This window comes from Streptomyces sp. NPDC056480 (assembly GCF_042795405.1).
Classification (GTDB): Bacteria; Actinomycetota; Actinomycetes; order Streptomycetales; family Streptomycetaceae; genus Streptomyces.
Genome location: NZ_JBHTSA010000004.1, coordinates 1 through 22,684 on the forward strand (window position 1 = coordinate 1; position 22,684 = coordinate 22,684).

The 22,684-nt window shown below is 67.6% G+C and carries 28 protein-coding genes and 3 pseudogenes; 11 read left to right on the forward strand and 20 right to left on the reverse strand.

From position 1 onward, the window contains the following. Window positions 1-29: 29 nt before the first annotated feature. The 4 genes and pseudogenes from ACFQ79_RS03225 to ACFQ79_RS03240 form a co-directional block, all read right to left on the reverse strand. A complete protein-coding gene (locus tag ACFQ79_RS03225; protein WP_383579109.1) occupies window positions 30-395 on the reverse strand; it encodes a PRC-barrel domain-containing protein in 366 nt (121 codons plus the stop codon). A 201-nt stretch (window positions 396-596) separates the two neighbouring features. Further along, a pseudogene (locus ACFQ79_RS03230) lies at window positions 597-754 on the reverse strand (hydrophobic protein). Window positions 755-1,235: 481 nt separating this feature from the next. Beyond that, the gene (locus ACFQ79_RS03235; protein WP_383579110.1) at window positions 1,236-1,550 is read right to left on the reverse strand and encodes a hypothetical protein; all 315 of its coding nucleotides are present in this window, start codon (window positions 1,548-1,550) and stop codon (window positions 1,236-1,238) included. 34 nt (window positions 1,551-1,584) lie between these two features. Next, window positions 1,585-1,959: an STAS domain-containing protein gene (locus tag ACFQ79_RS03240; protein ID WP_383579111.1), complete on the reverse strand. Its 375-nt coding sequence runs from the start codon at window positions 1,957-1,959 to the stop codon at window positions 1,585-1,587. 126 nt (window positions 1,960-2,085) lie between these two features. Between ACFQ79_RS03240 and ACFQ79_RS03245 the strand changes: the two genes are divergently transcribed. From ACFQ79_RS03245 to ACFQ79_RS03260, 4 genes and pseudogenes are all read left to right on the forward strand, one after another. Beyond that, window positions 2,086-2,415 (forward strand): helix-turn-helix transcriptional regulator, encoded by a 330-nt coding sequence (locus ACFQ79_RS03245; RefSeq protein WP_383579112.1) that lies wholly within the window; start codon window positions 2,086-2,088, stop codon window positions 2,413-2,415. Window positions 2,416-2,836: 421 nt separating this feature from the next. Then, on the forward strand, window positions 2,837-5,239 hold the full coding sequence (locus ACFQ79_RS03250; protein WP_383579113.1) for a phosphoketolase family protein: 2,403 nt from the start codon (window positions 2,837-2,839) through the stop codon (window positions 5,237-5,239). 1,265 nt (window positions 5,240-6,504) lie between these two features. Further along, a pseudogene (locus tag ACFQ79_RS03255) lies at window positions 6,505-6,660 on the forward strand (transposase); the annotation flags it as partial. A 134-nt stretch (window positions 6,661-6,794) separates the two neighbouring features. Further along, the gene (locus ACFQ79_RS03260) at window positions 6,795-8,114 is read left to right on the forward strand and encodes an AI-2E family transporter (RefSeq protein ID WP_383579114.1); all 1,320 of its coding nucleotides are present in this window, start codon (window positions 6,795-6,797) and stop codon (window positions 8,112-8,114) included. A gap of 151 nt (window positions 8,115-8,265) precedes the next feature. Here the strand turns inward: ACFQ79_RS03260 and ACFQ79_RS03265 are convergent, their stop codons facing one another. Together ACFQ79_RS03265 and ACFQ79_RS03270 are read right to left on the reverse strand one after the other, a co-directional pair. Next, entirely contained in the window at window positions 8,266-8,898 is a 633-nt protein-coding gene (locus ACFQ79_RS03265) for a hypothetical protein (RefSeq protein WP_383579115.1), read from the reverse strand. Continuing rightward, window positions 8,895-9,140 carry a hypothetical protein gene (locus ACFQ79_RS03270; RefSeq protein ID WP_383579116.1) on the reverse strand — a complete coding sequence of 82 codons (246 nt, stop codon included), beginning with the start codon at window positions 9,138-9,140 and terminating at the stop codon, window positions 8,895-8,897. Before ACFQ79_RS03270 ends, ACFQ79_RS03265 begins: the two co-directional genes overlap by 4 nt. Window positions 9,141-9,426: 286 nt before the next feature. Between ACFQ79_RS03270 and ACFQ79_RS03275 the strand changes: the two genes are divergently transcribed. After that, entirely contained in the window at window positions 9,427-10,026 is a 600-nt protein-coding gene (locus tag ACFQ79_RS03275) for a DUF6233 domain-containing protein (RefSeq protein WP_383579117.1), read from the forward strand. A 532-nt stretch (window positions 10,027-10,558) separates the two neighbouring features. Here the strand turns inward: ACFQ79_RS03275 and ACFQ79_RS03280 are convergent. Continuing rightward, window positions 10,559-10,894, reverse strand: coding sequence for a hypothetical protein (locus ACFQ79_RS03280; protein WP_383579118.1), 336 nt, complete (start codon window positions 10,892-10,894; stop codon window positions 10,559-10,561). 104 nt (window positions 10,895-10,998) lie between these two features. On the opposite strand from ACFQ79_RS03280, the gene ACFQ79_RS03285 reads away from it, so the two are divergent. Together ACFQ79_RS03285 and ACFQ79_RS03290 are read left to right on the forward strand one after the other, a co-directional pair. Further along, window positions 10,999-11,118, forward strand: coding sequence for a DUF6233 domain-containing protein (locus tag ACFQ79_RS03285; RefSeq protein WP_383579250.1), 120 nt, complete (start codon window positions 10,999-11,001; stop codon window positions 11,116-11,118). A gap of 650 nt (window positions 11,119-11,768) precedes the next feature. Beyond that, window positions 11,769-12,209, forward strand: coding sequence for a phage tail protein (locus ACFQ79_RS03290; protein ID WP_383579119.1), 441 nt, complete (start codon window positions 11,769-11,771; stop codon window positions 12,207-12,209). A gap of 21 nt (window positions 12,210-12,230) precedes the next feature. On the opposite strand, the pseudogene ACFQ79_RS03295 reads toward ACFQ79_RS03290, so the two are convergent. After that, a pseudogene (locus ACFQ79_RS03295) lies at window positions 12,231-12,748 on the reverse strand (transposase); the annotation flags it as partial. Window positions 12,749-12,839: 91 nt separating this feature from the next. Between ACFQ79_RS03295 and ACFQ79_RS03300 the strand changes: the two are divergent. Then, window positions 12,840-13,697 (forward strand): hypothetical protein, encoded by an 858-nt coding sequence (locus ACFQ79_RS03300; protein ID WP_383579120.1) that lies wholly within the window; start codon window positions 12,840-12,842, stop codon window positions 13,695-13,697. Window positions 13,698-13,710: 13 nt separating this feature from the next. Here ACFQ79_RS03300 and ACFQ79_RS03305 read toward each other — a convergent pair whose 3' ends face one another. Continuing rightward, window positions 13,711-13,917 carry a hypothetical protein gene (locus ACFQ79_RS03305; protein WP_383579121.1) on the reverse strand — a complete coding sequence of 69 codons (207 nt, stop codon included), beginning with the start codon at window positions 13,915-13,917 and terminating at the stop codon, window positions 13,711-13,713. A 174-nt stretch (window positions 13,918-14,091) separates the two neighbouring features. Here ACFQ79_RS03305 and ACFQ79_RS03310 point away from each other — a divergent pair, with 174 nt between their 5' ends. After that, the gene (locus ACFQ79_RS03310; RefSeq protein ID WP_383579122.1) at window positions 14,092-14,364 is read left to right on the forward strand and encodes a hypothetical protein; all 273 of its coding nucleotides are present in this window, start codon (window positions 14,092-14,094) and stop codon (window positions 14,362-14,364) included. 674 nt (window positions 14,365-15,038) lie between these two features. Here the strand turns inward: ACFQ79_RS03310 and ACFQ79_RS03315 are convergent. The 9 genes from ACFQ79_RS03315 to ACFQ79_RS03355 form a co-directional block, all read right to left on the reverse strand. Continuing rightward, window positions 15,039-15,215 carry a hypothetical protein gene (locus ACFQ79_RS03315; RefSeq protein ID WP_383579123.1) on the reverse strand — a complete coding sequence of 59 codons (177 nt, stop codon included), beginning with the start codon at window positions 15,213-15,215 and terminating at the stop codon, window positions 15,039-15,041. A 462-nt stretch (window positions 15,216-15,677) separates the two neighbouring features. Beyond that, the gene (locus tag ACFQ79_RS03320; RefSeq protein ID WP_383579251.1) at window positions 15,678-16,037 is read right to left on the reverse strand and encodes a gas vesicle protein K; all 360 of its coding nucleotides are present in this window, start codon (window positions 16,035-16,037) and stop codon (window positions 15,678-15,680) included. A gap of 104 nt (window positions 16,038-16,141) precedes the next feature. Then, window positions 16,142-16,354 carry a gas vesicle protein gene (locus ACFQ79_RS03325; protein WP_383579124.1) on the reverse strand — a complete coding sequence of 71 codons (213 nt, stop codon included), beginning with the start codon at window positions 16,352-16,354 and terminating at the stop codon, window positions 16,142-16,144. Between the two features lie 5 nt (window positions 16,355-16,359). Further along, window positions 16,360-17,244, reverse strand: a complete 885-nt coding sequence (locus ACFQ79_RS03330; protein ID WP_383579125.1) for a GvpL/GvpF family gas vesicle protein — start codon at window positions 17,242-17,244, stop codon at window positions 16,360-16,362. Then, window positions 17,241-17,684, reverse strand: a complete 444-nt coding sequence (locus ACFQ79_RS03335) for a gas vesicle protein (RefSeq protein ID WP_383579126.1) — start codon at window positions 17,682-17,684, stop codon at window positions 17,241-17,243. Before ACFQ79_RS03335 ends, ACFQ79_RS03330 begins: the two co-directional genes overlap by 4 nt. Window positions 17,685-17,756: 72 nt before the next feature. After that, window positions 17,757-18,005, reverse strand: a complete 249-nt coding sequence (locus tag ACFQ79_RS03340) for a gas vesicle protein GvpG (protein ID WP_383579127.1) — start codon at window positions 18,003-18,005, stop codon at window positions 17,757-17,759. Between the two features lie 53 nt (window positions 18,006-18,058). Then, window positions 18,059-18,775 (reverse strand): GvpL/GvpF family gas vesicle protein, encoded by a 717-nt coding sequence (locus tag ACFQ79_RS03345; RefSeq protein ID WP_383579128.1) that lies wholly within the window; start codon window positions 18,773-18,775, stop codon window positions 18,059-18,061. Between the two features lie 3 nt (window positions 18,776-18,778). After that, window positions 18,779-19,231 carry a gas vesicle structural protein GvpA gene (locus tag ACFQ79_RS03350; RefSeq protein ID WP_383579129.1) on the reverse strand — a complete coding sequence of 151 codons (453 nt, stop codon included), beginning with the start codon at window positions 19,229-19,231 and terminating at the stop codon, window positions 18,779-18,781. 27 nt (window positions 19,232-19,258) lie between these two features. Continuing rightward, complete coding sequence (locus tag ACFQ79_RS03355) at window positions 19,259-19,636, reverse strand: gas vesicle protein (RefSeq protein WP_383579130.1); 378 nt, start codon at window positions 19,634-19,636, stop codon at window positions 19,259-19,261. Window positions 19,637-19,833: 197 nt separating this feature from the next. Between ACFQ79_RS03355 and ACFQ79_RS03360 the strand changes: the two genes are divergently transcribed. Then, entirely contained in the window at window positions 19,834-20,787 is a 954-nt protein-coding gene (locus ACFQ79_RS03360) for a histone protein (protein ID WP_383579131.1), read from the forward strand. A gap of 3 nt (window positions 20,788-20,790) precedes the next feature. Then, a complete protein-coding gene (locus ACFQ79_RS03365; protein ID WP_383579132.1) occupies window positions 20,791-21,894 on the forward strand; it encodes an SRPBCC family protein in 1,104 nt (367 codons plus the stop codon). A 93-nt stretch (window positions 21,895-21,987) separates the two neighbouring features. On the opposite strand, the gene ACFQ79_RS03370 is transcribed toward ACFQ79_RS03365, so the two are convergent. Then, the gene (locus tag ACFQ79_RS03370; RefSeq protein ID WP_383579133.1) at window positions 21,988-22,161 is read right to left on the reverse strand and encodes a CsbD family protein; all 174 of its coding nucleotides are present in this window, start codon (window positions 22,159-22,161) and stop codon (window positions 21,988-21,990) included. 161 nt (window positions 22,162-22,322) lie between these two features. Then, on the reverse strand, window positions 22,323-22,496 hold the full coding sequence (locus tag ACFQ79_RS03375; protein WP_383579134.1) for a hypothetical protein: 174 nt from the start codon (window positions 22,494-22,496) through the stop codon (window positions 22,323-22,325). Window positions 22,497-22,684: the final 188 nt, after the last annotated feature.

A 22,684-nucleotide genomic window follows, 5' to 3' on the forward strand; every position in this document is an offset into this window, starting at 1 on the left:
GGCCCACACCCCTGCCATCACTCCGAGGATCAGAGCGGGCGGCCGCCGAACGGCGGGAAGCCGTAGTACGTGCCGAGCTCCTCGCGGTACCCCGAGTCGCCGAGGTGCTTCTCGCGGTGGAACTCGGGGGAGTCCTTGATCTGTTCCTTGGTCAGGTCCACGAAGATCTTCCTGTCCTCCGGGTCGACCCTGGTCACCGTGCTCGCCGGCAGGAGGACCTCCTTCCCGAAGATCCACACACCAGTGTCCACGACCAGGTAGGCGTCACCGACGTCGTCGGAGTGCTTGTCGACCTTCCCGATGCTCCCGTCGGTCGCCTCCACCTTGTAGCCGGTGAGATCGGCGCCGGCCAGGTGGCCCGAGGTCGACCTGAAACTCCACGCATGCTCAGTCACGCGAAAACAACTCCTCCGGTAAGGGAAAGAGGCAAGGAAGGTCTCTTGCCGTCTCTTATTTCCGTACGCCGCACGCAGCACGCTCTTCTTGCCGCTTCTTGTTCATTGCTGCGTCTTGCCGAAATTTCGCCTACCCGGCTTCCGGTCTCCCATTCGCTTCGTCCTTAGGGGGTCCTGGCGCGGACCGGGCGAACGGACCCGCTACCACCGGTACCACCGGCCACTACCGGACTTGGGGCGGGCGACGAACCCGATCAGCCATATGACGAGCAGGGCGATCGCGATCCACCAGAGAATCTTCAGGGCGAAGCCGGCTCCGAAGAGAAGCAGAGCAGAAGGACGAGAAGAAGGGGAACCATGATTATTACCTCCGGAACACCGTGTGCCCCGGTCTCCTCCTCGCGCACCCGCGAAAGCTGGGGAATCGAGTTCTCCATACGGCGCTGGGCCTCGCCATCTCATTTGGTGAGCCTGCGGTAGCAGATGAGGGTGCAGGCAATGCTGGTGAGAGCGAGGAAGTGGTCGGCCTTGCGTTCCGGATTGACATCGTCCCCGAGGAGGGCCAGAGACTCTCCACCGTGTCCCAGCAGGACAGCTGCAGCTACGAAGTGGCGCACATCTTCACCGGCGGCGACGACGAGGCGGACCTCCGCCCCCGACGCGGCTCACAGCCGAACCCGCGATGCTAGAGACGCGACCCTGGAGGCGCTGGCGCTCACTCTCCAAGGCGCTGGAGACTGTCGAGTATGCCGCCAGTCATTTCGACACGTTCCGCACGGCCTACCGTCAGCGCCGCGACCTCCGTTCGTTGTAGGCCAGAGGCTCTGCGCGGGACTGCTGTCACGCTTCCCGGTCTCCCTCTGCCCGAGGGTGAGGCACAGGTCGCTGGGAGACGAGGATGAATCCGTCAGGGTGGGCGACGGCAGCGTGGCCCGCTGCGCGGAAGAGCGTGGTGAGGGCGATGTCCACGGCGACGCGGAGGCAGGTGACCTCGTCGATACGTTGTGGGCAGGCCACAGGGGGCCGACTGGCGGGGTCTGACTTCCAGCTGACGATGACGGTGGAACCGTGCTTGTGCATGGTCACGCCGCTGGCGGGGCCATGGCCGGCGTCGGCTAGGAGAGATTCGATCTCTTGGATGAGTTCGCGGCTCATCGCATGCTCCAGCCCTATGTCAGGACAGGCCGCTCTACCTCGCTGAAGTGAAGAGCGGTGCGGTCCCGGTGATCTCCAGCAGCCTGTCCATCCGCGGGCTGGCGGCGTTGATGACCAGCGGGCGGCGGTTGCTGAGGGCCAATCGGCGTGTGCACAGCAGGACGTGCAGTCCAGTGCAGTCGCAGAAGGTGACCCGGGACAGGTCCAGAGTGATCCCCCACCCGCGGGGGCATGCCTCTACGGTCTTCATCAGGAGGGCCCGCAGATGGGTGGCGCTGGTGAGGTCGAGCTCTCCGGTGATGCTCACAACGGGCCCGCCGGGAGCGTCTTGGACGGAGACGCTGACGCGGCTGTCCTGCCTCGTGTGCCATGGAGACTCAAGCAGTATGGCTTCGGAGGAGAGAGGCATGAGAACCTCCAGGGCGAAACGAACTCTTCCATTTCAGTGTCCCCTGGCGGGCGAAATGCGTCAATAATTGCCCGAAATTCCCTTCGTGTGATGACTGGTGTCCCCCATCCGGGGCAGGGTGCAACCATGGGTGGAAACGTCGCTAAGCACTCGGATTGGACCTTCCTTACCAGCCATGCTCGGGTCCTGCTGACGATCTCCCGCGACCCCGGCAAGCGGCTTCGCGACATCGCATCAATCTGCGGGGTCACCGAGCGGACGGTGCAGAGCATCGTCACCGACCTCGAAGAAGCCGGGTACCTCAGGCGCAGCCGCGGGAACGACGGCCGCCGCAATAGCTACACCATCGTTCAGGGCTCCCCCTTCCGGCATCCCGCCGAGGCCGGCTACCAGGTCACCGACCTGCTGGCACTCCTCACCGAGCCAGGCCACGCCCCCGGGGCGGCAACCGACTGATACCGCGTCGTGGCGGCCGGCATTGTTCTCGGCCGCTCAGGCTGCGGATGCGTCAACTCGCGGAGGGGTTGGTGGGGTTGAGGCTGCGGGCGGGTACGTGGCTGGGGGAAGCGCGCGTCAGGTGAAGCCAACGTGGCCATGACGCGGGTGCGCGACCCCACGGCGGCGCGTTGGTTCAGGTCGCGGCGTTGCGGCGCCGGTCGGGGGTGAGGAGGTAGGCGATTGCCATGTCGCCGAACTCGTCGGCGTACCGGCGTCTGGCCGCTTCGCCGGTGGAGGCATCGGGGCGTACGGAGCACGAAGCGCCGAGGGGTGGCGATGATCGAACGGACCCCTTCCGCCGCTCTGGCGGTTGAGAAGTGCCATCCAGGGCAGCCGCACCCACGAAGCCTCTTCCCGGTGCATCGGAGGTGCCGTGACCTTGTCCGCACAAGCCCGGCCCGCAGGACCCAGCTCCTACACACGAGCGGCCGACTACATCGCTGCGGCCTTGATCTTCCTGCAGGACAACGTGCTGCTGACCGAAGCCCTGCGGCCCGAGCACGTCAAACCGAGGCTCCTGGGCCACTGGGGCTCTTGTCCCGGCATCACGCTGGTCTACTCGGCCCTCAACGCCCTCATCCGGGAGCGCGGCGCCGACGTCCTGCTCGTCACCGGACCAGGCCACGGCGCACCCGCCATCCACGCCAACCTCTGGCTGGAGGGCACCCATGAGCGTCAGGACCCGACGCTGGCCAGGACGGGGGAGGGGCTGAGGGAGCTGGCGCGCCGCTATTGCGCCCCCGACGGCTACCCCAGCCACCTCTCCCCGTCGGTACCCGGCACGCTGCACGAGGGCGGAGAACTCGGCTACGCCCTCGCGACGGCGGTCGGGGCCGCGCTGGACGCCCCCGACCGGATCGTGGCGTGCGTGGTGGGTGATGGGGAGGCGGAAACGGGGCCAACGGCGGGAGCCTGGCACTCCACCAAGTTCCTCGACCCGGTGACCTGCGGAGCGGTCCTTCCCGTGCTCCACCTGAACGGCTCCAAGATCTCCTCGCCGACGCTCTTCGCCACGATGACCGACGCCGAACTCGCCGACCTGTTCAGGGGCTACGGCTGGGACCCGCGCATCGTGGACGAGACCGGGCCGGCGTCCGGAGCCGCCCTCACCACCGGCGTGCTGGACGCCCACGACACCATCCGCGAGCTCCAGCGCCGGGCACGGGCCGGCGATGACCTTCCCGTGCGGCCCGCATGGCCGATGATCGTGCTGCGCAGCCTCAAGGGGGCGGGAGCACCGGCCGAGGTCGGCGGCACTGCCATCGAGGGCACCTTTCACGCACACCAGGTGCCGCTGCCCGAGGCGCGCGAGGACCCCGTGCAGATGAAGGCCCTGGAGTCCTGGCTCCGGTCCTACCGCCCCGAGGAACTGTTCGACGCAGAGGGGCGGCCCGCACCGGAGGTCCTCGCCGGACTGCCGGAAGCGGACGCCCTCATCGGCGCCCAGCCCGCCGCGAACGGAGGACGCCTGCGCCGCCCCCTCCCGCTCCCGCCCCTCGACCCCCACGCCATCGCGCTCGCCGACGGTCCGGGGTCGACCACGGCAAGCCCCACCCGCGTCCTGGGCGGCTGGCTGACCGAACTGATGGAGGCGACCGCCCGGCGCCGTGACTTTCGCATCGTCTCTCCCGACGAGCTCGCGTCCAACAAGCTCGACGCGATCCTGAAGGCCAGCGGGCGCGCGTACGTCTGGCCGGTCGAGGAGTACGCCGAGGATCTGGCCCAAGACGGCCGGGTGATGGAGACGCTGTCCGAGCACAACTGCCAGGGATGGCTCCAGGGGTACCTGCTCTCCGGCCGGCACGGCCTCTTCCCCACCTACGAGGCCTTCGCCTCGATCGTCGACAGCATGGCCAACCAGTACGCGAAGTGGCTGAAGATGTCCCGGGAGGTCCCCTGGCGAGAACCGGTCAGCAGCCTCACCTACCTCCTCACCAGCGAGGGGTGGCGCCAGGAGCACAACGGCTACAGCCACCAAGGCCCCGGCTTCATCAGCAACCTGCTCGACCGCAAGTCCACCGTTACCGGCGTCTACCTGCCCCCCGACGCCAACACCCTGTTGGTCACGATGGAACGGCTTCTCGACGAGACCGGGAAGATCAACGCCGTCGTCGCCGGCAAGCACGACGCCGCCCAGTGGCTCGACCTCGACGCTGCCCGCGCGCACTGCCAGGCGGGCGCCTCCACCTGGACCTGGGCCGGCACCACCGACGACAGGCCCGCCGAGGCCGTCCTGGCATGCGCCGGAGGCATTCCCACCGTCGAATCGCTCGCCGCCGCCCACCTGCTGCGCCGCGACCTGCCCGACGCCCGGCTCCGCTTCGTCAACATCGTCGATCTGTGCGCCCTCGCCCTGCCGGACCGCCACCCCCACGGGATGTCCCCGGATCGTTTCCACGACCTGTTCGGCGAGGACACACCCGTCGTCCTCGACTTCCACGGCTACCCCTCGGCGGTGCACCAGCTCCTGCACGGCCGTCCCCGCCCCGACCGCTTCCACGTCCGCGGCTACGTCGAGGAAGGCACGACCACCACCCCGTACGATCTCCTTGCTCTTAACGGGACCACCCGACACGACCTCGCCATGACGCTTCTTCGGCATCTCGACCGGCCCGTGAGCCGGACACGGCGGCTCGCCGAGCAGTACGCGCGCCACCGCGACGAACTCCGGCGCGAACTGCGCCACACCGGCGTGGACCCCGCGGAGATCACCGAATGGCGGTGGCAGGATGACCGGCACCGTGCTCCACGCGGACGACCCATCGCGGGCCCCGGGAGCTGAAGTCGCTCCTCCTCCGATCAGCGCCCCTGAGGCCATCGGGCGAGGCGAGGTCCGGCCAGGAGTCAACGGAGCCAAGGCGGGCGCCGCTCAACTCCAGGCTCTGCCAGTGTGCGCGCCGACGCGCCAGTTGCCCGACCGGCAGACCTGCCCGTGTCGGCGCTCCGGGGCCCACGGTGACGTGTGAGCGGTCAGGTGCCGCTGTGACGGGCGGCCAGTTCCTCATCGATGACTTCGGTGGCGGCGCCGCGATCCTCTCCGGCACCCGTAAGTGTCCCGCCGAAACGCGGAGGACTTGGCCGGGTCGGTCGCCTTCCATCGCCTCGCGTGCGAGGCCGGTCTCGATGAGCAGGGGGCGGCAGTTGCTCCGATCCATGTTCATGGGGCCGGCCGGGAAGTGGGGCAGTCGACAAGGGCATGTTCCGTCTGCTGTCTCTGCAGGCCGCTGACCGCTACAGGGGCCTCGCCATCCCCGCTGCGGACGTTGCTCCGATCCGTGCTGCGCTGCGCGGGGACGGCACCCGAGGCTAGCCAGAGAGCCGCTGCTACCGGCACCAGTCCGAAGTGCTTCACAGCCACTCGTTGAGGACCGCGACCAGCACGGTTGCTTCGTGGCGGATGGCGACCGCGCGGTTCCTCTTGAGCCGATTGATGCCGCACTCGACCGCCTGCCGCTGCTTGGAGTCGGCCTTGTCGAACCTCGGCGGCCGACCGCCGAGGGAATCGCGCTTCTGCCGGTTGCGGACCCGGCCTGCCGGGGCCGAGATCGTCGCCTAGATAGCGCGTCTGCGCAGATAGGCACGGTTCTTGCGGGAGTCGTACGCCTTGTCGGCCCGGACTCCGTCCGGTCGCTTGCGCGGCGGCCCCAAACCGATCCGGGAACTCGGATCGCTTCCAGGACCGGCCAGAACTGCGGGGAACCGCTTCGCTGGCCGGCCGTGATTACAACGGGCAGCAGCTTATGTCCCTGCTCGACAGCGAGGTGGATCTTGCTGGTCAGGCCGCCGCACGATCGTCCGAGCCCGTGGTCGGCTGACTCGAAGGCAATCCCGCCCGGCGGCTCCTTCTGCAGATCCCCTTTTCGCCGCCCCTACGGCGTGCTGATGGGTCCGGCAGACCGTCGAGTCGACGTTGACGTCCCAGGTGATCAGGCCCTTCGCGTCCGCCTCAGCCTGGAGCCGGGTGCCGAGCCCAGGTGCCGTTCCGCTGCCAACGCCAGAAGAGGTCGTAGACGCGATCCCACGGGCCTTACCCTCTCGGGCACGTCCCGCCTCGGCAGGACCACCTACCGGCGGCCGAACATCGTCGAGCGGTGCTTCGGTCGACTCAAGCAGAACCGAGCCCTGGCCACGCGCTACGACAAACGAGCCGCCCACTACCAAGCCATGGCCGCCCTCGCCTGCCTCCGACTCTGGCTTCCATGACTTTCCGGACAGGACCCAGGACAAGGGGCTGTGCTGCTTCGGTGTGCCGGGTCACGCGTCGGGGTGCCGTGGGGCCGGACACGCGCGAGCCTAGGAAGAGATTTCCTACGCGTACGACTCGGAGGTTCTCCGCAGTGGACCAACCTCGACCGCCTCGCCTGCCCGGATGGCTCGGGCGGGCGAAGAGCAGCGCCGCGGGCCTCAGCGAGCGTCGGGCTCGGCTCCAGGCCCAACGGGAGGCAGAAGACGAAGGAGCGGGGGAGGACTCGCTTCCTCCGGAACTGCGGCCCGGTGACAACCCCGGAGAACGGGGTCCCGCAGCTGCAGTGCCCTGGGCAATCCGGGTGGCTGCGGAGGCGGGGTGGCGCTTTCTAGTACTGGCCGCGACCCTCTGGGTTCTGATGCGCGTCATTGGGGCAGTACGGCTGGTCGTCCTCGCATTCGTGGTCGCGCTTCTGGTCACGGCACTGCTCCAGCCGACGGTAGCCCGGCTGCACCGAAGCGGACTCTCCCGTGGCGCCGCAACGGTGGTGACCGCGACCTGCGGATTCGTGCTGCTCGGTCTGGTGGGGTGGTTCGTCGTCTGGCAGGTGCTCGACAACCTCGACAACCTCTCCGAACGCGTCCAGGAGGGGATCGACGAGCTCAAGCAATGGCTGCTCGACAGCCCGCTCCACGTCACGGAGAAGCAGATCAACGACATCGCTGACAACCTGAGCGACACCATCGGCAGCAGCACGAGTGAGATCACGTCCGCAGGACTTCAGGGCGTGACCGTCCTGGTGGAGGTCATCACTGGGCTGCTGCTGGCCATGTTCGCCACGCTGTTCCTGCTGTACGACGGCAGGCGCGTCTGGATGTGGACGCTCAAGCTCGTTCCCGCGGCGGCACGCCCCGGAGTCGCCGGCGCCGGCCCGCGTGCCTGGCGGACCCTCACTGCCTACATCCGCGGCACCATGATCGTCGCCATGATCGACGCGGTCTTCATCGCTGTGGGCATCCACTTCCTCGGGGTGCCACTCGCCGTCCCCATCGGCGTGGTGATCTTCGTGTCCTCCTTTGTCCCCCTGGTCGGAGCCGTCGTCTCGGGAGCACTCGCCGTTGTCGTCGCACTCGTCACCGAGGGCGTCTTCACCGCGCTGATGGCGTTGATGGTCGTCCTCGTGGTGCAACAGATCGAAGGGCACGTGCTGCAGCCGTTCATCCTGGGCCGGGCTGTCCGGGTGCACCCGTTGGCTGTCGTGTTGGCCGTTGCCACGGGAGGCACGGTTGCTGGTATCGGGGGAGCCGTCGTGGCGGTCCCGCTCGTTGCCGTGGGCAACACCGTCGTCGGCTACCTGCGCGCCCACCCCCCTGCGAGCGTGGCGGTCGCGGCGATCCCGCAGGACTCCCCAGCTGGGGACCAGGAGGCGAAGGGTGAGAAGGGCAAGGACGAAAACGGCGGGGACCAGTGAGTTCGAGACGATCGGCGGGGTTCGGTCCGTCGGGGCGGCCTGACGCGCCGCACGAATCTGGGCCCTCTGCTCCCGTGGTTCAGAACGCGAGCACGATGGCGTACACAAGGAGGAACAGAACGACGAGCACGGCCAGGAGCTGTCCGGCCGATCATGTGACCACTCCATCGGTTCGTAGCGCTGCCCGCACGAGGACGTGGTCGTAGACGTCGCGGTCGTAGGCGCTGGTGGACTCGGGCATGCGGCGCGGGGTGACCGTGCGGGGGTCGATTCCGCGGGCGCGGTCGCGCAGGGTGCGTCCGGCTTTGCCGCCCAGGACGCGGCAGACGATGGTCTCGTTCATCGCGGCGAGCGCGCCGATGGTGTGCAGTCCGAAGGCCTCGAGCCGGGCGGCCTGGGCCGGGCCGATGCCGTGCAGGGCGCGGACGGGCAGGGGCGCGAGGAACTGTTCGACGGCTCGGTGGCCCGGCAGGTGCAGGATTCCGGAGGTTCCGGGGTGCGCGGTGGCGGTCGCGGCGGTGGCCCAGGTGTCGGCGATGCCGATGTGGGTGTCAACGCCGTACTTCGCGAGCGCCTGGATCCGGAACCGGGCCGCCAGCCGGCCGGGCGCGGCCTGGAACAGCCGACCAGCGCCGCGGAGCTGCGCGAGCGCGGCCAGGGGCGGGAGCGGCTGGACGACGGGGGTGAAGTCGCCGAGGAGGTCCAGGACGCGGCGGTGGCCGTCCGAGGTGGTGTCGGGACGGCACCGCACGTGCCAGATCACGTGGTCCTGGTCCGTGCTCATGCCGCCGTCTCCTCGCGGTCGGGCTGTCCCGCGCGGACACGGTGCAGGAGGTCGCCCCGACTCGCGGACGGGTGTGCCTGCAGGCTCCAGAACGGGTGGAAGTAGACCCGGACGGAGAGCCGGATCAGGCGTCGCCGCAGGTCCGTGACACCTGCGGGGCTGGGGCGGGCGAGTTCCTCGTAGGTGCGGGTCCATGCCTCCTGGGCGGTGACGAGGTCGTCGGGGAAGGGGTGGTGCCTCATACTCTCGATTGGAGCACGTGTTCGAATAAGGGTGCCACGTGTGGCACACCGGTCCCGGCAGAACGCGAGTCCTACCCTGACCCCGGCGCCCGGCCCGACCTCGAGGAACCGCCATGACCACCCCCGCCGCACCGGTCAACCTCCCACCCCAGCAATGCCCGCCCCCGCTCCTGGGCCACTGCGCCCGCTGCCAGGCCCCCTGCCACCGGTACGGGTTCGGCGGCAACCCCTTGTGCCAGCAACATCAGCGAGAGATGGCCGAGCAGCAGAAGCGCCCAGGTGCCTGATGTCCGAGCTGCCGCCAGACCTTCCACGACTGAGGACCCTGGAGCACTGGCTCGTGCTGTCCCTGGAACGGGTCCGGCACCGGATAGCCGAGGTCGAGACCCGCGAGGCCGCACTGCGCCCCCTGCGGCAGCTCCCGGAGGGCCCCGGGTGGGTCCTGTCCTTCCTACGTGAGGGCGGGCGGCCGGTCGCGGACAGCATCCACATCGGCGACTGCCACCTGGCCGCACCACACCGCAGACCGCTCAGCCGCGAGGAGGCCTGTCGGGCGCTGACCGACGGCGGGATCCGGGCGTGCGAGATCTGCCGGCCCGACTCCGAACTCGGCCTTCTGGACTGGCGCCACCCCCTGACGCAGGGGCCTGTGAGCGCCTCGGCGGGCTCCGCCTTGACCGAGTACGTCAAGTTCGAGCACAGCTCGGTCAGCGGAGGCTGGCACCCGAGAGCTTCACGTTCAGCGCCGATGGCGGCGGCCACTTCCCCATTCTCGTCCGAGACAGCCGGAGCGGCGAAGGCGTCGAGGTCAGGGTCGCCATGTACAACGGCAGCTTCAACAGCTACAACTACGGCGACAAGGTCACACTCGCCACCCTCCCCCTGAGGTACTGACCCCCCACCACCAAGCGCACGACCCCGGCCCGAAGCGCGAGCTCCCGCCCGCTGTTGTGGCCGTTCCCGGAGGCCACTGCTGCCGGAGCCACGCGGCCGAACCGTCACTCCATGGGCCGGGCGGCGCCGATGGCGCTGTCGATGATCGCGCAGACGGCCAGGAGATCGCCATCCTCGATCACCGTGCCCCGGGTCGTTCGCGAGGCTCTTCGGGATGCCCTGGACGCAGTGGACCACGGCGAACCACGCGATCCGCTGTTCAGGGGATCTGCTCGACGTCGCCGCGCACGTACGCGGCAACGACGTCGACTGCTCTCGTCTCGCCCTCGATCTGCTCCGGGTGCACCACGGCCGCCGGGACCTTCTTCTTCATGCCGTGCTCAACGAGCGCCCCAGGGCAAGGGCTCTCCCCTCACTGCCGACGACCGGCGCCACGCGGGAGGGCCCCCGGACCCGGGTTCAGGTCCGGGGGCCCTCCTGTCGGTGGGTCTGTGCCGCCCGCGCTGTCCGGTGCCCGGAAGGGATCAGCGGTAGTAGTTGTGCTCGTTGCTGTTCGCGTTGTATGCGATGGAGACAGATCCGACGGTGGCGACCGCGTCCAACAGGAGGCTCTCGCGGTCCGCGAATCCTGCACGACTGCCCTTCGCGGCGATCTGCCCCTGGAGGTAGGCCGCCACGACGGCGCCCTGGGCGTCGACCACCGGGATGTGAGTCGGAAGCGCGGTCCCGCCGGTGACGACGAGCTGGGCGGCGCCGTCCACGTAGCGCACGCTCAGCACGCCGATGTCCTCGGGCTTGACGTCGTCTTCCGGAATCACGGTCAGGCCGGGCATCTCGGTCGGTTCCTTCTTGTCGGGCATGCCTGTCTCCCTACTGGCCGGCACCCTGCCGACCGGCTCCGAGTCTTTCATGACGGAAAGTAGCGATTCGATCACCGAGGCGGCGGCGCATCGGCGACTTCCATCTGGCCGCACCACACCGCAGACCGCTCAGCCGCGACGACGCCCGCCAGGCGCTGACCGACGGCGGGATACGGGCGTGCGAGATCTGCCGTCCCGACTCCGAACTCGGCATCCTCGACTGACGTCCCGACGTCGGCGCGGCGTCTACTTAGTGCCGGCCGCGTCCCGGGCCTCCGCCGCAGTCAGGCCAACACGTCGCCGCGGAACATCGGTCGCCACCACACGGCGAACTGTGGGGTCGGCCCCGCAAGCCTGCTTGTGGCCCGGTGGCGTGAACGCCAGCTCACCTGCCTGGTGGTACCTCTCATGGGCTTCCAGTGCCGGCGCCTCCGACTGAGCGTGGCCTGGCCGTTCGAGTGTGTTCATGCCGTGCGCCTTCGCGCAGTCGTGTGTTATGAGGCGGGCAGACCCTCGCGCCTGCCTGGTGTGCGGGCAATCATGTTTCGTGGCTCCCCTCCCTCGGTCAACCACTGGACTCTGGTGACCGTCCCTTGTCCGTGACGGTCTCCCCGTCCGAGACCTGGCGCCGGTGTTGCGTGGGCTGGGCCAGGACGTCGGCTTCCTGCCTCGTACAAACGCGGCCACCTTCTCGTCCTGCCGGAGCTTGTCCGGGTTGACGGCGCCTCCGGGCAGGACCATCTGCCGGACTGTGCCTAGGAGCTGCCCGGCGGATCATGTGACCTAGTCGCGTTCCTGGCGTTAGGGCACACGCAGGCGGGCCGGAGGGAATGACCGCCGGCCATTCAGCTATGAGCAGTAGGAGGCATACATCGTGTTGACCAGTGACAGCTTCAGCAGCAGCACCTTTGCCATCGAGTTGGGCAAGTTCCAGGTCGAGACTGTCCAGAGCGTCTCGGGACTTCAGCTGGAGCAGGACGTGGTGGAGGCCCGGCATGTCTCAGCGACCGGTGAACTGCTCGTTCGCAAGCAGCCGGGAGCGCGCAAGACCGGCGAGATCACGATCACCCGCGGCTTGGACAAGAGCACCGCGTTCACCGACTGGATCAAGGCCACCCTGGTCAACGCCGACCTCGACGCCGCCCGCCAGAACATCACCATTGCATCGAAGGATGCGAAGCTGCAGACCATCCGCCGCATTCACCTCAGCAACGCCTGGGCGTCGCGTTGGGAGGGGCCGTCGCTGGGATCCTCCGAGTCCGGGCCCGCGACGGAGCAGGTCACGATCACCTACGAGGACATCACCGTCGAGTAGCAGTCGGTTCTGGCCCGTGAATCACGTCCGAAGCCAGAGCCGGATCGCGGCAACGGTCACGGTGCCGTGGAACACGTAAGCCGTTTGCCGTAACGAGTTGCCACAGCTCGGAAGGTTTGATCCGGTTGATGGTCCGTTCGACTTCGTTGCGCCGCTTGTACTGCTCCTTTCGAAGTCGGCGGGTCGGCCGCACTCGTTGCCACGGCGTCTGCGGTTGGCCCGCTGTCCTTCGGCTCGGGGATTGTGTGCTTGATGTGTCGTCTTCACAGGTAACGGTGGTTGCGGCGGGAGTTATGCGCCTCGTTGCCGCTGGCGCGGTCTGGGCGGGTCCGAGGGCGCCCGCCGTTCGGGCGGGGTACCCGGATTCGTTCGAGGACATCGATCATGCATGGGGCGTCGCCCCACTGCCTCGGTGTCACCAGCAGGGCAAGAGGGCGGCAACCGCCTTCCGCTGCAAGGCGGACCTTGCAGGTGAGGCCGCCCCGGGTCCGCCCGATCCCCTCGTCTGTGCGATGGTGTCGGAGCGTCGTCCTTCCGAGGGTGACGTCGCCCCGACGTCGCTACAGCGGCGCCGTTGGCCGTGGCGGCGCAACCCAGCCGAGGCCCGCGCAAGTTCGGCATGATGTGCCGGTGAGCGGACTGTGGCAGTACTTCGAAGAGAACAACGAGATCTTCGCCGCGCTCGTGGCCGCCCTCGCCATCCTCGGCGGCCTCCTTGGCAGCGTGATAGGCGCGAAGATCCAGGCCAACGGCGGCCGGGACCAGGCGGCGGCGGCGAGAGAGGCGGCGGCGATCGCGGCTGAGGCCCAGCGAGTGGCCGCCCTGTGGACCGTACGCCAGGTCCAAATCGCCGAGTACATCCAAGGTGTCCGCAAGGTGGACCGCCTGGCCTGTCAGTACTATCTGGAAGACTCCGCCGACGGCGCACTGAGAATGCAGCTCGACGAGGTACAAGAGGATCTATCCCTGAAGCAGGCGGAGCTGGAGTTGGTGGCTCCTACCTCAGTCGTTCATGCCACCAGGAATCTGATGTTCTCTATCAATAAAATCGTGCAAGTTTCTGCTTCCGAGGGCCCAGGTGCGTACAGGTACCACGCTGTCCATAGCCAGACATCCAACGAAGAATCGAATGTTTCCGCACTCGCTCGTCAAGCTGTTTACGCGCTCAACAACCTAAGGAGGGCTAGCGAATCAGGTGACCTGGCAGCACGAGAAGCCGCGTATCAGGTTGCGTCTCAAGCCGTTTGCTCCTCTATGGGCTGGACCCCCCGCCAAACCGGGATCGCGTTGCGATACTGCCTGAATACGCGCTCCGCTGAGGGCAGACGCAGAAGGGCCAAGCAAGGCCTGCATGAAGGCACGGATGCCCTGATTGAGGCCGCACGCACCATGCTGAAGTCCGAGGACGACGTCGCCCCGACGGTGCCGACGCAGCGACGGCGGTGGTTGCGGCGTTCGCGCTCGGAGGCCGTGCCTCCTACCGCGTAGCCCCACTCGTCAGTCACGAGGACGCCCAGTCCTTCCAGCCGCCGTTGTCCCAGTCGTACTGGCGGAGGGTGATCCACTCGTTCACGGTGGGGTCGACGTCTTCCGGGCCGGCGTAGATCCTGATGAACGCGACCGGCCCGCCGTTGCCCTTCGTCTCCGCCTGCTTCACGACCGCCCGCTCGGTGACGTCGGCCAGCTGGGCGCGGATGCTCCAGGCCATCTGGCAGTAGTAGATCTTTCCCAGCCTCGAAGAACGTCGGCTTCGGTTTCTCGACGCGGAGGCGGTAGACGTCGGCCTTCCTGTCGTTCGACGCCCACGGGTCCGTCTCCGACGCCTTCGCACGACGCCGTCGGCGACGACGTAGGTGCCGGTGTGGGGGACGGTGACGGTGCCATGGACGAGGTCGAGGACGTCGGCCTTTCGAACAATGTAGTGGTGGGGGTGGCCGGTGATCCGAGGGATGGCGTTGATCTTCTCGGCGAGGTTGGTCACGGGCGTTTTCTCGACGGGGCGGCAGCGCGGGTGGTACTGGCACATGCGGCTCTCGTCCTGCTCTTCGAGGTGGTAGCTGGTCGTGTCTTCGAGGTGTTAGCTGTTGGTGCGGCCGATGTTGGCCTGCATGCGGCGGGTCATGGTGATCCCTTTGGTTGGCGTGTAGAAGACTGAGACGACGTTGACCACCGAGATCCGGATCCAGATCCCGGCTTCGCGGCCGACTGACGGTTATGGCGGTTCGGGGCGCCGCGGTGGGCGCGGCATGTACCCGCTCTTCCAGAACTTGTCGTCATCGCTGTGCTACACGAAAAGCCTTCGTTGCCCGATTGGTGGCGTCGTCGCCGCCCGGGCTGGTGGCGCACGGAGTCGTCAAACTGTCAGTTCCTTCTCCGTTCCGAGGGGCCTGCCGCGCGTTCCGGTCGTTCGGTTCTTTCATGAGGGCGGCGGACGGAGTACATCAACCGGGGGCTGTACCGCTTTTGCGGCGGCCCCTGCCAGCGCAGAGCCACGACGCGACTCTCCGAAGTTCCCAGGTCAGACAGGTGGGCGTTTGCCGAAGGCCACTGCGTGCGCCCCTGGCGTGCCGCCAGGCACCATCGATGCGATGGCACGGATAGTTATGATCCGTAGCGCCTGCCGGGTACAACGCCAACGGCCCACATTCGCAAGCGAGTTAGGGAGACGGCTGTGTCTTCTCGATCCGAAGTTCCGCAGCTCGAACTGCGTGTCGGCGGTCTGCACCTGACTGTCCAGCGTGTCCCCGGATGGCTGCTCGGCCTGCTTACCACGGCCGGCGGAGCGGCCCTCACCTGGTGGACGCAGCGATAGCCCCGGCACGTGACCTTTCACCTGTCCGTCCGCCGTTTGAGGTAGGCGTGGGCTTCGGTCATGGCCATCGCCATGGACCATCCGATGTCCTGGTTGAGCCCGTAGGCCCAGTCGCATCGGTGGCAGGCCGCGACATAGAAACAGCGGTGCCGGACCTTGTCCCAGAGGCCGAAGACGTAAGGCTTGTCCGCCATGTCGCTCTCCCTCTCGCTTTGGCTGATAGGCCACTGCTGTATCCCGTGTTCCACATCTACGGTTTGGGCTTTACGCATGTCAGCCGTGCGGACAGCGGATCTCGCACCTCCAGGAGGTAAGACGTGCACCGAAGGATCACCGCATTAGCGGGAACGCTCGGAGCCCTGGCTGCTCTGGCCGTTGCAGCTCCGCAGTCGGCATCGGCGTTTCCGTCCGGCTGCTCGGCTTCCAACTACTCGACTTGGGCGTACAGCCTGTGTGAAGACCCTTGGACTGGCGGAGAACACCGGGTATCCATCACCTGTTCCAACGGCGGGCCGCGTAAGTTCGGGACGGTCGGGCCCTGGCGGGCCTGGAACGTGACCTCCCGCGCAGACTGCCCCGCGGGCTGGTGGCTGAGCACCTGGCGATACTCGACGCGAGACTAAGAGCGCCTCTGGGCAGGACCCGCCAGGCAGTTCCTAGTCCGATCGCGGCAACAACGGCCCGAGCGGTCCAAGATCGAGATTGAGGTCGTCGAGGGTGTAGCCGTGCTCGGCGCAGAGTTCTGACAGTGCGTCGTGGAGAGCCATCAGCGTGGCGCCCAGCTCCTCCTCCTGGTCGTCGGTGAGGTCGCCGGCATCGACGCGCCGTAGTGCCTGCTTCTCGATGAGCTGACGCAGGAGCTCCACCAGCGTGAGGACCAGTTTGAGGAGGTCCTCCTCCATCGACTCGCGATCGGCGCGAATCCGACGTGCTGGGCGTGGGGGTGCGTCGGCGCCGGAGGGCGGTGCCTGGACAAGGCGGAAGGCGTCGCCCAGTGTGGCGCCGACGCCGCGCAGAGGGGCGCGGACTCCCGGCCGGGCCGGCGAGGTGGCTTCCGCCCGCTTGGCCGGGGAGGAGTGCCGGGAGGCGTCCTGCCTGCCGCGCGCCGCGCTCTCGTGGGTCACGCCGGCCCCTGCCCAGTGGTGAATGGGTCCGACTCGGAATCGACGGACACGATCAGGGCCCGGAGCGAAATGCGAACGAGGTCGATGTCGGCGATCGACAAGACGATATCGCCGGAGAGCACCACGCCCCCGCTGAGCAGTCGGTCGAGGAGGTCGACCAGTGCGACTTGGCGGCCGGGCAAGGCCTCGGTCGGCCGCGAGACGGTCATGGCGCTCACCCGTTCCCGCCGATGGAGGGCCTGGGGGCGGGGGAGGCCTCCGGCCGCGGTGGTGGCGGCATGGCGAAGGAGTACGGGGCCCACGGCCCGGTGACCTCGATGCGTACGCCCTCGGCGTCCTCGACGGTATCGGTGAGCGCCTTCCGGAACGCCTCGGCCTGGTCGGCAGCGACGAGGTAGGCGTCGTTGAGGACGTTCTCCTCTGGGCCGCTCGCAAGTTCGCCTCGCTGAGCGGGGTGGCGCACGCGGTGCCTGCTGAATCCGGCAGCCACGTCCTCGACACGATCGGCGACGCGCTCGGCCCGCTGATAGCGGGTCTCTCGTTCGCTGTGCTGGGCCCGGCGGCTTCGGAGGTACGCCTTTCCGGGACTGAGCGACGCGGCGTCGGCGGCGCCTGAGGGCTCCCCGCCGATCGCCGAGGGTGGGCCGGGCATGACGTACAGCTTGACCCCCAACTCGCTCCGGCCATGCAGCAGAGAGAGCCTCTCGACGAAGACGTCCCGCTGGGCGGCGAGGGCTTGGCGCGCGCGGTCGTCGCTCTGGTACACGGTCGCCATACGCAGCGGCAGGACGGTGTCGCGGGTGGCGACGGTCTGGACTACCTCATGATGCGCGCGGGCGATGCCCTCCAGCCACTCCAAGTCCTCGAACCGCCGCTTCAGCGTCGATTCGTCGAACTCCTGCCGTGACACGCGGCCCGCGACGAACGCGAGGGTGTCAGGGGCGTTCGGAACCGCGCCTCTGTGTGCGCCAGCTTCGTCCTCGCCGACGAGAAACACAGGCGCGCCGGAGATGCCGCGGAGACTGGACAGGAACTCGCGTAGCGCCGCCGAGTCCCGAGCCACGGCGTAGACGTACGTGAGGCCGTCGTCGTCGTTCATGGCTCACGCTTCCGTGGTGCTCGGCGGCGGGGCCTTGGCCTGTCCGCGGATTCCGGGCCTGTGTCTTCCTCCGCGCCTGCCTCCTCCAGGGCCTCACTGCCCGCGTCTGGGGCCCAGAATTCGGCGGGGTCGCGCGGCGCACGTCCGGTATCGAGCGAGTCGCGCCGCAGCGCGTCCAGCTCGGCACGCAGCCGTCGGTTCTCCTCGGCCAAGGGGCCGCCCGTGTGCTTCGATGAGAGCGACGGGTCGTGCTCCCACCAGTCGATGCCCATCTCCTTCGCCTTGTCCACGGACGCGACCAGGATCCGTAGTTTGATCGTCAGCAGTTCGATGTCCAGCAGGTTGATGCGGATGTCCCCAGCGATCACGATCCCCTTGTCGAGGACACGCTCGAGGATGTCCGCGAGATTGGCGGATGAACTCGGCGGCCCGTACGGCATGGGAGCCGCGCGGGAGGGAACGGACCCGAATCGGTCGGGCAGGGGCTCAGACACACCGTCCTCGATTCCGTGTCATGGCATCCGCTGCCTGTAGGCGGTGATCTCCGTCAGCCGGTCGAGCAGCTCGTCCTCTCGCTGGTCGAAGGTCGACTGATCGATTTCGCCCAGAACCAGCCGGCTCTCGAGCTCGGCGAGCTCGCGCCAGATGGGAGCGGGGTCGTAGTACTCCTGCTCCGCCTTCTCCGTTACGCGCTCGGCGACCCAGACGACGCCACGCACTGGGGCGAGGGGGAAGGTGAGCAGCTGCGTGAACAATCCCATCCCGTCGCTCTCCTTTCAGCTTCGTTCTTGCGTCACTTGCGGCCACAGAGCGGTCACTGTACGAAGCTGTACGGTGGCAGCGGGCCATTCAGTCGGCACTCGACCCCGCCGTCGATCTCGCGGGCGAGGTTCGACTCAGCCGTCAGGAAGTCCTCGATGCGATCACGGGGGATGAGCAGCGAGAGGTTGAGGAAGTCGCTCCCGGAGGCCGGCCGCACGCTGTGTTCGCGGGCGAACGGGAGGAGCGCCTCGGCAAGCCCCGCCGCAAGGGCGTCCTGCCTCCTCTCCACCTCTGCCGCGACCAGCTGGCCCAAGGCCATCGGCAGCTGGGGGTCTTGATCCCCGGCCAGGATGCGCTCGTTGAGCTCTCGGGCTTCGGGGGTATCCAGCAGGATGTCCCTCAGTAGCTGTTCCTCGTTCTGGGATGCCCTCAGGTGGTACTCGGCGCATCCGGCTAGCCGTTCGAGGGTCGCGAGGAAGGCGTCCGAGTCCTTTCGGAGCACTTCTTCCACCGACAAGTCGTCGGTGGCGGTGTACCCGAACTGCAGGGGAAGAACCGTGCCGTCCCGCATGAGACGTTCCTGCACCTCTTGGTGCGCCAACAGGTCGCGGCGCTTGGGCCGAATCTCTTCGGAGATGTCGCTGACCACGGCGGACAGTGATCCGGAGACGACAGCGCGTACCAGGGAATGCTCGGAGCCGACGCCGGAGAGTCCCTCCAGGTCGAGCGGGTGGCTCTGCCCGGTGATCGCGTAGACGTACAGGGCCATCGGTCACTCCTTCTCTCGGCGTGCCGCTCGTCGGGCCGGCCGCCGCCTGGGAGCGGGTTCCTCCTCCGCTTCCTCCTCTTCCGGCTCCTCGTCGCTACGCGACTTGCCGGTCAGGGTCTCGGTGACCGCGTCGACTGCCCCGCTGAGCGCGCCTTTGGACTTGCCATGAGCGCCGCCCTCCACCATGTTTCCAACCACCTCGGGGAGCTGGGCCGGAGCCTTCCGGCCCGCTTCGAGGTCGAGCCGGTTGCAGGCTTCGGCGAAGCGCAGGTACGTGTCAACGCTGGCCACCACGATCCGGGCGTCGATCTTGATGATCTCGATCCCCACCAGTGAGACGCGGACAAAGACGTCGATCACCAGACCGCGGTCGAGTATCAACTCCAGGACGTCGTAGAGACTGCCCGTGCCGCCGCCCCGGCTGACGGGGCCGCCGCTCTGCGGCACCATGGTCATGGCGCCTCCCTTCACGGCCAACCGGTATCAGATCGGCCGATCGATCATTCCGCGGTTGTAGCGACGCGTCCGCTCGAAGGAGATCAACGCGCCTTCCTCATCCAGTGCGACCTTGTAACTGCCCAACACGCTTGTCGTGTCTGGGATGCGCTCGAGTTCAACGACCTCAACTTGCGCCTCCCACCCCGACTCCGTGGGTTTGAGTGAGGAGACGGACTCCGGCGGTCTGCCGAGCAACTTTGCGAGTTGGGCGGCGGCCGAACCCATCGCCGAGGCCGCGTCCACGGCCTTCGCGGTCTTCGCGCGGCTCGATGTCGACCGCCGTCGTGCGGCAGGGCGTTCTTGACGTTCGCCGTCGGAGGCGCGAGAGGCAGCCCGTCGCGGACGAGCCGGATCGGAGGCCATAGGTCACTTCCAGAGAACTTACCGCCAGCAGAAGCTAGAATTCCATCTTATAGGGCGAAATGTCATGCCCGGGAGCCAAGGCTCCCTACCGCCCGAGCGGGCGGCCTTTGCGGGCGACGGTGCGGACGCGCGGCCCGGGTGGGGAGCCCCATGCGAGGGGACAGTGAGGCCGTGAGCGCCCGGTGAAGGGACAGGTCATGGAAGACACGACCAAGATGGCCTTGGCTGCCGCGGTGGCCGGGGGCTATGTGCTGGGACGGACGAAGAAGGCTCGTCTCGCATTCACGGTGGCGACGTATCTGGCGGGGCGTCGCTTCGGGCTTGATCCCAAGCAACTCGCGACAGAGGGGCTGACCAAGCTCAAGGACATGCCGCAATTCGCCGACTTGACCGATCAGTTGCGGGGTGAGGCCTTGGACGCCGGCCGCAAGGCGCTCAGTGCGGCGGCCAACCGCAAGCTTGCCGACTTCGCCGATTCGCTTCACGAGCGCACGCTGGCGCTCAGCAGCGGCGACGAAGACGAAGGGCGTGACGAGGACGAGGAAGAGGAGGGGTACGAGGACGAGGAAGAAGACGAGGAGGGGGGCGAGGACGAGGAACTGGAGGGCCGGGACGAGGAGCCTGAAGAGGAAGACGAGGAGGAATGGGAGGAGGAAGAGCCGGAGGAAGAGGAAGAGGAACCCGAGCCCGAGCCCGAGCCCGAGCCTGAGCCTGAGAAGCCGCGGCCGCGCCGAACGCGTCCGTCGGCCCGAGCGAGCAAGCCGTCCCAGCGAGGCAGGTCGGATGCTCCGGCAAGAAAGACGCCGCCCAAGAAGGCAGCACCGAGGAAGGAGGCGGAGAAGCGGACGGCCAAGAGCAAGGCGCCGGCGAAGAAGACCGCCACCGCGAGGAAGACCGCTCCCGCCAAGAAGACGGCTCCCGCCAAGAAGACTGCTTCCGCCAAGAAGACTGCTCCCGCCAAGAAGACTGCTCCCGCGAGGAAGTCCTCCAGGTCCGGGCCGGCGAAGAAGACGGCAGCGCGCAAGACGACGCCCGCCAAGAAGTCACCCGCGAAGAAGTCCGCGGCGAAGAAGACAACGGCGAGCAAGAGCCCGGCACGCAAGTCGGCAGCGAAGAAGACGGCAGCGCGCAAGCCGTCGACGCGGAGGTAGGTCATGGCAACGGAAGACCGTAGCCAAGAGAAGGAATCGGGCTCCGGGATGGAGCGACTGCTCGACGAACTGGGTGGCTTCCTCTCGGCCCAGGTCGGCCAACTCGCCGACAAGGCAACGGACAAAGTCGGCGACGTCACCGACCAGCTGACCGACGTGGCGGAAGGGGGCGGGAAACTCACGGACATCGGCGGCCGGATGCTCAAGGGAGATTCGCCGGCCAAGGCGATGCTGGGCAGCACGTTCGGTGGTCTGAAGGACAAGGTCACCGATGCTGCGTCGAACCTGTTCGGTGGCTCAGGCAAGGGCAAGCGCAAGAGCGGCACCCAGAAGATGACCAGCATCGTCGAGACGATCGACGTGGGCGCTCCACTCCGTCGGGTCTACGACCACTGGACCCAGTACGAGGACTTCAGCGGGTTCACCAAGGGTGTGCGGCATGTCTCACAGGGCGACGAGGTATCCAGTGACTGGAAGGTCAAGGTAGGTCCGTCCACACGCAGCTGGAAGGCGACCGTCCAGGAGCAGGTTCCCGACGACCATATCGTCTGGACCTCCGAGGGGGCCAAAGGCTCGACAAGAGGTTGCGTCAGCTTCCACGAGCTGGGCCCCTCTCTGACCCGGATCCTCCTCACCGTCGAGTACTACCCCTCAGGCTTGTTCGAGAAGACGGGCAACCTCTGGCGGGCCCAGGGTCGCCGTCTTCGGCTGGATGCGAAGCACTTCCGCCGGTTTGTCACTCTGACCGATGACGAGCCGGAAGGGTGGCGTGGAGAGATCCGCGACGGCGAAGTGGTCCGCACGCACGAGGAAGCCCTAGAGGAGGAGGAAGCGGAGAGGGAGGAGGGCGAGTACGAAGAGGAGGACGGTGACTACGAAGAAGGGCAGGAGCCTGAGGAGGGGTACGAGGACGAGGACGGCTTCGATGACGAGGACGGGTACGACGAAGAGGAGGCGGCTGAGCCTGAGAACGAGTACGAGGAGGAAGGCGGGGAGGTCGGAGAAGGGTACGCGGCCGAAGACGCGGATGAGGACGAGGACGAAGAAGAGGACGAAGACGCGGAAGACGAGTACGAGACCGCTGGTCGTCGAAGCCGTAGGCGCTGATGCGCATGGCAGAGGAGCGGCCGCGTGAGAGGCCGCTCCTCCGCCCCGGGGCACCGACCCAACTTGAGGGGTCCGAACTCCAAGCGGGCGGAATCAGTGCTTCAGCGTGTCCTTGGCCTTCTGGACGGTCTGCTTCGCGTCACCCTTGATCTGCTCGGCCCGCCCCTTGGCCTCGAGGCTCTCGTTCCCGGTCGCCTTGCCCGTGGTTTCCTTGACCTTGCCCTTGGCGGTCTTCGCCATGTTTTTGGCCTTCTTGCCTCCGGCCATGTCCCTCACCTTCCTGAGCCTCCGATGTGCGCCCATCGTCGTCCGGCAGGCGCTCCACGCTCCCTCTTGTCCGAACCTCGAACCCTCTTTCCCGTGCTCGATTCGCGTTGATTCCCATGCTAATGCCGACGAGACGGCAATGAGCGTGCCTGGCCTGGGCGTCAGCGCTTGAAGACGTCCTTGCCTTTCTCCTTGGTCTCGCGAGCCTTGCCGCGTGACTCCAGGGCGACGCCCTTCGCGGCCGTGGTCTCGTCGCCTCTAGCGTGAGCGACCTTCCTCAGGGCTTTGCCGGCGAGCTGTTCTGCCCTGGCTTTGGCCTTCTCCTTGGCACTCATGTTGATCCTTTCGTCCTGCTCTTCTTCGCGACTACCCCCGTCATGGAAGCTGAAGCAGGCGTGCCGCGGCTGGTCAACGCCGCCGGTCCCCGCTCCTGGCGACTTTTAGGGCCACGCGCCGGACCCGTCCCGCTCGCAGCGACCCGAATTCCGCTTTCGGGTATATCCGACGGCGCCGATCGGCGCGT

Bases quoted from the DNA above. Each gene is read 5' to 3' on its own strand.
- ACFQ79_RS03235 (WP_383579110.1), bottom strand. From the start codon at position 1,550: ATGAGCCGCGAACTCATCCAAGAGATCGAATCTCTCCTAGCCGACGCC.
- ACFQ79_RS03240 (WP_383579111.1), bottom strand. From the start codon at position 1,959: ATGCCTCTCTCCTCCGAAGCCATACTGCTTGAGTCTCCATGGCACACG.
- ACFQ79_RS03245 (WP_383579112.1), top strand. From the start codon at position 2,086: ATGGGTGGAAACGTCGCTAAGCACTCGGATTGGACCTTCCTTACCAGC.
- ACFQ79_RS03265 (WP_383579115.1), bottom strand. From the start codon at position 8,898: ATGAGCACGGACCAGGACCACGTGATCTGGCACGTGCGGTGCCGTCCC.
- ACFQ79_RS03270 (WP_383579116.1), bottom strand. From the start codon at position 9,140: ATGAGGCACCACCCCTTCCCCGACGACCTCGTCACCGCCCAGGAGGCA.
- ACFQ79_RS03275 (WP_383579117.1), top strand. From the start codon at position 9,427: ATGTCCGAGCTGCCGCCAGACCTTCCACGACTGAGGACCCTGGAGCAC.
- ACFQ79_RS03280 (WP_383579118.1), bottom strand. From the start codon at position 10,894: ATGCCCGACAAGAAGGAACCGACCGAGATGCCCGGCCTGACCGTGATT.
- ACFQ79_RS03305 (WP_383579121.1), bottom strand. From the start codon at position 13,917: ATGGCCTGGAGCATCCGCGCCCAGCTGGCCGACGTCACCGAGCGGGCG.
- ACFQ79_RS03310 (WP_383579122.1), top strand. From the start codon at position 14,092: ATGGACGAGGTCGAGGACGTCGGCCTTTCGAACAATGTAGTGGTGGGG.
- ACFQ79_RS03315 (WP_383579123.1), bottom strand. From the start codon at position 15,215: ATGGCGGACAAGCCTTACGTCTTCGGCCTCTGGGACAAGGTCCGGCAC.
- ACFQ79_RS03325 (WP_383579124.1), bottom strand. From the start codon at position 16,354: ATGACCGTCTCGCGGCCGACCGAGGCCTTGCCCGGCCGCCAAGTCGCA.
- ACFQ79_RS03330 (WP_383579125.1), bottom strand. From the start codon at position 17,244: ATGAACGACGACGACGGCCTCACGTACGTCTACGCCGTGGCTCGGGAC.
- ACFQ79_RS03335 (WP_383579126.1), bottom strand. From the start codon at position 17,684: ATGCCGTACGGGCCGCCGAGTTCATCCGCCAATCTCGCGGACATCCTC.
- ACFQ79_RS03340 (WP_383579127.1), bottom strand. From the start codon at position 18,005: ATGGGATTGTTCACGCAGCTGCTCACCTTCCCCCTCGCCCCAGTGCGT.
- ACFQ79_RS03345 (WP_383579128.1), bottom strand. From the start codon at position 18,775: ATGGCCCTGTACGTCTACGCGATCACCGGGCAGAGCCACCCGCTCGAC.
- ACFQ79_RS03350 (WP_383579129.1), bottom strand. From the start codon at position 19,231: ATGACCATGGTGCCGCAGAGCGGCGGCCCCGTCAGCCGGGGCGGCGGC.
- ACFQ79_RS03355 (WP_383579130.1), bottom strand. From the start codon at position 19,636: ATGGCCTCCGATCCGGCTCGTCCGCGACGGGCTGCCTCTCGCGCCTCC.
- ACFQ79_RS03360 (WP_383579131.1), top strand. From the start codon at position 19,834: ATGGAAGACACGACCAAGATGGCCTTGGCTGCCGCGGTGGCCGGGGGC.
- ACFQ79_RS03365 (WP_383579132.1), top strand. From the start codon at position 20,791: ATGGCAACGGAAGACCGTAGCCAAGAGAAGGAATCGGGCTCCGGGATG.
- ACFQ79_RS03370 (WP_383579133.1), bottom strand. From the start codon at position 22,161: ATGGCCGGAGGCAAGAAGGCCAAAAACATGGCGAAGACCGCCAAGGGC.
- ACFQ79_RS03375 (WP_383579134.1), bottom strand. From the start codon at position 22,496: ATGAGTGCCAAGGAGAAGGCCAAAGCCAGGGCAGAACAGCTCGCCGGC.